The sequence below is a fragment of the Rhodoblastus sphagnicola genome, assembly GCF_002937075.1.
Lineage (GTDB): Bacteria > Pseudomonadota > Alphaproteobacteria > Rhizobiales > Beijerinckiaceae > Rhodoblastus > Rhodoblastus sphagnicola.
Window position 1 is genome coordinate 20,640 of the sequence record NZ_NHSJ01000071.1, and the last position, 7,217, is coordinate 27,856.

A 7,217-nucleotide genomic window follows, 5' to 3' on the forward strand; every position below is an offset into this window, starting at 1 on the left:
ATCAGAATTTTTGCGTCAGTTCGAGCCCGACGAACCGGCGCTCGCCGGGATATTGCGAGACGCTGCGGTTGAAGAACACCCCGAAGGCGTTGGTGTTGTAGGCTTTGTCGGTGACGTTATGCACCCAGGCGGCGATTTCGGTCTTCTCGTCCGGGCTATGCCAGGCGACCCGGAAATTGCCGAGCAGCAGGTCGCCTTGCGAGAACGCATTGCGGATCAGCGCCTGCGCGGCCGGCGTCGCCAGGAACGCCGCCGGCGTCACATTGGTCGCGTCCGACCAGGCCTGGAAACGATAGCGGCTGGTGTAGCGCCAATCCGTGCTCAGATCGAACGAGCCGAACGAAACGGGGATGTGATAGGTCAGGCCGAGATTGGCCGACACTTTTGGCGCGCGTTCGAGCGGCTGGCCGCTGAGGTCGATCGGGTTGCCCTGGTTGACCGGATAGGGCGCGCTGGCGTTGGTGAATTTGACATAATGCGCGTTCTGGTAGGTCAGGCCGAAATTCACCGTCACGTCCTCGAGCGGCCGGACCTTGCCTTCGAACTCGAACCCGTCCGAGACGGCGCTGGCGGCGTTGGTTGTGGTGGTGCCGGTGTTTTGCAGGATCGTCACCTGCATGTTCTGGTAATTATAATGGAAGCCGCTGATGTTGAGTTGCAGGCGGCCGTCCCACAGCAGGGTTTTGACGCCCGCCTCGTAGTCGGTGAGGATTTCCGGGTTGTAGAGCGCGAAATCGGAAGCCGTTGCGACATAGGTGTTGTAATTGCCGGTGCGGAAGCCCCGGGCGAAGCGCGCATAAACGGTGTCGTCGGGGGTGAGCTTGTATTTGAGCGTCACATCCTCGCTGTCGTGAATCCCGCTGGTTGACAGCGCCGGGCCGGTGATCGGCTGGCCGGTCGCCGGGTCGATGTACAGGCCGGCGGCGGTGTTGATGTAGGTGAGGTTGCGATTGCCGGCGTCGAGCGGCGAGGCGCTGTTGGTGATGTAGGACCAGGCTTCGCCGCTGGCGCTGCGCCGCTCGTGGGTGAGGCGGCCGCCTACGGTCAGGGTCAGTTTGTCGGTCAGGTCGGCGGACATCGACGAGAAGGCCGCGATGTCCCGGGTGGAAATGTTGAAATTATAGGCGTTGCCGTCCAGCCCGAAATTCAGCGGGCTGTAGAGCGGCTGCTGGCTGTTGGAATTGGTCTGGTTGTCGAGATAATAAAGGCCGCCGATGAAGCGGACCGGATCGGCCTCCGGGGAGGCGAGGCGAAGCTCGTTGCTGACGACATTGGATCGGCCCGCGATCCTCTCCTCGTAGTTCAGCGCCGCGGGCGACGCGTCATCGTCGGAGAAAATGCTAAACTTGCTCGACTCGTAGGCGAAAATATTGGTCAGCGTCCAGTCGCTCGGGAAATGATAGCGCGTGTTGAGCGAAACGCCGGCGCGACGATTGAACGAATTGCCGCTGCCGTTGTTCGCGAGATTGTTGCTTCCCGCCGGCTGCGAAAACCCCTGGGCGTCGAGGCCGCCCGCGAGCAGGCCGACGTGGCGCAGCGGCACGTCGGTCTTGTTGTCGCCGACATGCATTTTCAACAGCATGGTCAGGTCGTCGGTGGGGAAGAACTCGAGTTGACCGCGCGCGTCCCAATAGCGTTGTCGGCCCACGGTCCTGTCGCGGTAAGAATCGTGGAACTGGCCGTCGTGGCCCTGGTCGGTGAAGGAAAACCGTCCCAGCAGTTTGTCCTGGATCAACGGACCGCTGATCGCGACTTCCTCGCCCCGGCGGCCGTAATCGCCGATGGTGGTGCGGGAATAGCCTTCAAAATCCGCCGTCGGGCGTTTGGTGTAATAGTTGATCGTGCCGGCCGTGGTGTTCTTGCCTTGCAGCGTGCCCTGTGGCCCGCGCAAAACCTCGACATCGTTGAGATCGTAAATCGGCACGCCCTGGGCGGAGCCGGCGTCGAGAAAAACGTCGTCCTCGGAGACGCCGACCGCCGGAATCATGTTGGCGGAAAAGTCGTTGGTGCCAATGCCGCGAATGCGGTAGCGCGGATTGGTCGAGCCAGAGGTGGTCTCGGCCTGCAAGCCGGGAATGGCTTGGGCCAGCGTCAGCGAATCGTGCACGGCGGTGTTGGCCAGCGCCTCGCCTGACGTCGCCGTGAGCGAGATCGGCGCTTCCTGGGCCTTTTCCTCTTTCTTTTCGGCGTGGATGACGACATCCGCGACAGTGGTTTCCGTCGCGGCCGCCGCCGGAGCGGCCGGCGGGGGCGCGGCGGCGTCTTCGGCGCATGCGGCGGTCACGGGCAGCGCGAGCGGCAGGAGCGCCAGCAGGGCGCGGCGGGGCTTGGTCCTTGTCATTGTCTGCGTCCTGTATCGGCGGGAGGAAGGCGACTCGGCAGGCGGCAATCCGCCTCCAGCCGTTCGATGGGCTTGTGCGCACGGATGTAGGCCGTGGCGGCGGTTCCGGGCGGCTGGTAGTCCCAGGCGGTGGGGTGGCCGCGCCGCAATGCGTCGGCGACCAGGGTGCGGCGGCCCTGGCTCGCCAGAACGTCGGCCTTGATCGCCTCCAGCGGCCAGCGGCGAGCGGTTTCCGCGCGAAAATCTTTCGCCTCCGGCGCAGAGTCCGCCAGGTTTTCCAGTTCGTCCGGGTCGGCGTCGAGGTCGTAAAGCTGGTCGGGATCGCCGGGCGCGTGGATGAACTTCCAGCGGCCGCGCCGGATCATGACCATCGGCGCCACGACACCTTCGGCGCAATATTCGCCGAAAACCTCGTCATGCCCGCCAGCGCCTTCGAGATGCGGCAGCAGGCTGCGCCCGTCGATCTCCGCTGGGGGCGCCGCGCCGCCGAGATCACACAGCGTCGGCAGCAGATCGACCAGCGACACCGCCTGTTCGACGACATGCGGCTGGAAGCGGCTGGGCGCGTGGACGATCAGCGGAATCCGGCAGGCGCCTTCGAAGAAGGACATTTTGTACCAGAGGCCGCGCTCGCCAAGCATTTCGCCGTGATCGCTCAGGAAGACGGTGATGGTGTTGTCGGCGAGGCCGGATTCGTCGAGCGTCTGGTTCAGCAGGCCGATCTGGTCGTCCACGAAGGAGATGGCGCCGTAATAGGCGTGGCGGGCGGCCCGGATTTGCGCCTCCGTCACCGGTTCGGCGTCGATGCCGCAGACCTGGCGCAGCCGCGCGCTGTGCGGGTCGGGGTTTGGCTGGCGCGGGACGCCCGGAGGGTCGATCTCGTCCTCGGCGTAGCGATCCCAATAGGCTTGCCCGATGTTGAACGGGTCATGGGGATGGGTGAGGGACACGACCATGGCGAACGGCCGACCGGCGCCAAAGCGGGCGAGGTCGAACAGCTTTCGCCGCGCGGCGAAAACCACTTCCTCGTCGAAATCGATCTGGTTGCTGCGCGCGCAGGGTCCGGCCGACAGCACGGAATCCATCGAATGATACCAGTCGGGCCGGTGATCCGGCCGGGTCCAGTCGGGGGTCCAGGTGAAATCGGCGGGGTAGATGTCCGTGGTCAGCCGCTCTTCAAAACCGTGCAACTGGTCGGGGCCGACAAAATGCATCTTGCCGGAAATGATGGTGCGATAGCCGGCGCGGCGCAGATGGTGGCCGATGGTCGGCAGGTCCGCGCGCAACTCGCAGGCGTTGTCATAAGCGCCGATTCCGGCCGGCAGCCGCCCCGTGAGCAGCGAGGCGCGGGCGGGACCGCACAGCGGGCTGTTGGTGTAGGCGCGGTTGAACCGCACGCCCCGCGCCGCGAGCCGGTCGAGATGGGGGGTCCGCGCGACCCGGTTGCCATAAGCGGGCAAGGCGCCAGGGGTGAGCTGATCGGCGACGACGATCAGCAGATTGGGCGGAGAGGCGGGCATAAGACGGGCTTCCGGGTCGGATGCGTCCCGCGAAAACGCCGCTTTCTTGCGGTTTTCCATCGGGAGGCGCAGCGATTAACTAACAATTGCTATCAAGTTAATGTACTAATAACAGACCTGTGAAGACGCTATTCCCTTATGGACTCCATGAGCTACGCTTATGCCAGACGCCTCCTCCCGACCGCTGCTGACCGCGCTCGCCAGTTTCGAGGCGGCGGGGCGGCGCGGCAGTTTCAGCGGCGCGGCCGAGGAGCTGCGGCTGACCCAGTCGGCCGTTAGCCAGCAGATACAGGGGCTGGAAGCCGAACTTGGCGTCGCCCTTTTCCGGCGCCTGCATCGCGGCGTGGCGCTGACGCAGGCGGGCCAGACCCTGTTCGAGGCGGCGGGGGCGGCGCTGCGCCTGATCGACGGGGCGGCTTGCGCCATCCGCCGCGATCCCGCGCGCAAAAGGCTGGTGGTGTTCACCGATTTCGCCTTTGCGGCTTTATGGCTGATGCCGAGGCTCGCCGCGCTGGAGGTTCAGCTTCCCGGCGTCGAAGTGCGCATTCTCACGGCGCAGAGCGTGGTCGATCTTCGCGGCGAGGAGGCGGATGTCGCCATTCTGTTCGGCGACGGGCGCGGGCGGTTCTTTCCGCCGGGCTGGGAAACCAGCCTGTTGTTTGGCGAGGAGGTCACGCCGATCGGCAGTCCGGCGCTGCTGAAGGACGCCAGGCCGCCGCTGTCTCCGGAAGAGATCGCGCGGATGCGGCGGCTGCATCTGCAGGGCGGCGGCGATCGCTGGTTCAACTGGGCGGACTGGCTGAAGGCGCATGGCGTCGCCGAGCATTCCGGGGCGCCCGCCCAGTCGCAGGATCTGAGTTTCGGCAATTATCCGCTGATCCTGCAAGCGGTCATGCAGGGGCAGGGCGTCGCGCTGGGCTGGAGTCCCCTGGTGGACGACGGTCTGCGCGCGGGGTGGCTCGTGAGGCTCACCGAGCAAAGGCTGACCAGCGACCGGGGCTATGTCATCGCTGTTCCCACGCTGCGCAACCCTGTCGGACGGCGGTTCCGCGACTGGGTGTTCGCCGAACGCGACCGGGAGGAGGCGGAGGCGACATGACGCGCCGCGCCTCTGGTTGCATCGGACGCAGGTTTTCGCCAATCCGTTTCCGACGGGCGCGCGCAAATCCAGGGCGCTGGCGCAACCCCCAAGCGGCCTCGGCGTCAGCCCGGATATCGGCACACCCCGAAACTTTGGCCAACGAGGCGGCGATATGGCCGCGCTCCGCACGGCAGGCGATTTCAAGGCTCGAAAAGCCCGAAAAGGAAACATCCATCGCAGACCCCCAGGCTTTCGGACCTCGGAGTCGAAAAGCGAGGAAATTCAAGGCCACGATTTGGTGATGGTGGGCGATAAAGGGATCGAACCTTTGACCCCACCCGTGTGAAGGGTGTGCTCTCCCGCTGAGCTAATCGCCCGGACGCCGTGACGTCGGAACCCTTCTTTAGGCGCCCGCCGGGCCGTCGTCAAGCGTTTGGCGCGTGCAAAATGCGCCTGAAGAGGAACACAATGGCGCCGCTTTTGGTTCAAGCGGTGTTAACGCGCAGGGGCGTTTTATTGTATGACCGATGGTAACAGCGTTTCGCGGAGGAACAGATGACGCGTAAGGCGAGAAACTTCAAAATCCGAATCGCGGCGGGCGCGCTCGCGCTCAGCGGCGTGTTCGCCGCCCTCGCGCAGGTGGTCGCCCAGCCTGTGCCGGTCGGGGCCAATCGCCTCGCCCTGGTCGTCGGCGAGGCGGCCTACCGGTCGGGGCCGCTCAGTTCCGCCGCCAATGACGCCGGGCTGATCGCCCAGACCTTGCAGATTGCGGGCTTCGACGTCACCGGCGCCGCCGACCTCGATCAGGACGGGCTGCGCAAGACGTTTCGCGAATTCCTCGACAAGGCGGCGGCCGCCGGGCCGGACACCACCGTCTTCATCTATCTTTCGGGCCGCGCCATCCAGTATGAGGGTGAAAACTATCTCGCGCCGGTCGACGCCGCCATTCCCACCGCCGCAATCGCGCCGATAGCGACGCTGCGGCTGTCTGATTATCTCAACCCCCTCGCGCAAATGCCGCTGAAGGCCCGGATCGTGGTGCTCGACGCCGCCCGCGCCAACAGTTTCGCGACCAACGGCCCGCCGCTCGCCGGCGGCCTCGCCCTGATCGATCCGCCGCCGGGCGAACTCGTCGCCTTCAACGCCGCGCCGGGCAGCGTCGCGCCGGCCGAAACCGGCCCCTATGGCGTCTATGCCCAGGCGCTCAACGAGATGATGCGGCAGGGCGGTCTGCCAGTGGACCAGATGTTCGACAGCGTGCGCCTGCGGGTCGCCGAACAGACCAAGGGCGCGCAAATCCCCTGGGACGAATCAAAACTTTCGTCCGCGCCCGTCCTGATCGCCCGCGCCGAAAGCGCGCCGCCCGTCCGGGCGACCGCCGAGCTGCGCAGCCGGCCCATCCGGGATTATTCCGTGGACCAGGCCTATGCGGCGGCGCTGGAGCGCGACACGATCGGGGGCTATTCCGAATTTATCGCGGCTTATTCGAATTCCCCCTATTCGGCGCGGGTGCGGGCGCTTCTGGCGGTGCGGCGCGAGGCGCTGACCTGGCGGCGCGCGCGATCGGGCGATTCGCCCGCGGCCTACTGGACCTATTTGCAACGCTATCCGCGCGGGCCACACGCCGAGGACGCGCGCCGCAGGCTGACGATTCTGCGCGCGGAGCTGGCGCCGCCGCCACGCTTCGAGGAGGTGGAGTTTGAAGACGTAGCCCCGCCGCCGGACTGGGAAGCGCGGGAGGACGCCGTCTATTTCCGCCGGCCCTATGTCGAGTTCGACGATGCGGATTACGGGCCGCCGCCGCCTCGGGTCGAATTCCTGCCGCCGCCGGTCTTTTACGACGAGCCGCCGCCCCCGCCGCCGCACCGCAACCTGCTGCCGTTGCCGCTCGTCGCCGCGCCGCTGCTGTTCGCCGTTCCCGCCATCCGCCATGGCCTGTTCCACGCGCCCGAACCCGTGCAGGCGCAGAATCCGGGCGCACAGCAATATTATGACGAGCGCGCCCGTCCGGCCCCGCCCGCAGGCGGGCCTCCGCAGCAGCCGGGCTTTCCTCCGGGCGCGGGCGCGCCGCCTCCGCAGCCGCAAGGCGGGCCGAGTCCGTCCGGCCGTCCGCTTTCCCCGCCGTCCGCCGGGCAGGCGGCGCCGCAACCCGCGCCCCAGCAACCGGGCGCCCTGCAGCAGCCGGGCGGTCCGAACGGGCGGGTTACGCCGCAGGGCGTCCCGTCCGGCCGTCCGCTTTCCCCGCCGCCCGCCGGGCAGGCGGCGCCGCAACCCG

General features: G+C 66.6%; 4 protein-coding genes and 1 tRNA gene. 2 read left to right on the top strand and 3 right to left on the bottom strand.

Going from position 1 to position 7,217, the window contains the following annotated elements; genetic code table 11:
- Position 1: 1 nt before the first annotated feature.
- Complete coding sequence (locus CCR94_RS11325) at positions 2-2,341, bottom strand: TonB-dependent receptor (protein ID WP_104507960.1); 2,340 nt, start codon at positions 2,339-2,341, stop codon at positions 2-4.
- Positions 2,338-3,861: a choline-sulfatase gene (gene betC, locus CCR94_RS11330; protein WP_104507964.1), complete on the bottom strand. Its 1,524-nt coding sequence runs from the start codon at positions 3,859-3,861 to the stop codon at positions 2,338-2,340. The genes CCR94_RS11325 and betC overlap by 4 nt, the downstream gene beginning before the upstream one ends.
- A gap of 160 nt (positions 3,862-4,021) precedes the next feature.
- Between betC and CCR94_RS11335 the strand changes: the two genes are divergently transcribed.
- A complete protein-coding gene (locus CCR94_RS11335; RefSeq protein ID WP_104507961.1) occupies positions 4,022-4,960 on the top strand; it encodes a LysR substrate-binding domain-containing protein in 939 nt (312 codons plus the stop codon).
- Positions 4,961-5,244: 284 nt separating this feature from the next.
- Here the strand turns inward: CCR94_RS11335 and CCR94_RS11340 are convergent.
- Positions 5,245-5,319, bottom strand: a tRNA-Val gene (locus tag CCR94_RS11340).
- A gap of 178 nt (positions 5,320-5,497) precedes the next feature.
- Between CCR94_RS11340 and CCR94_RS11345 the strand changes: the two genes are divergently transcribed.
- Positions 5,498-7,217, top strand: a 1,720-nt coding sequence (locus CCR94_RS11345; protein WP_193938429.1) for a caspase family protein, incomplete at its 3' end; no start/stop codon positions are given.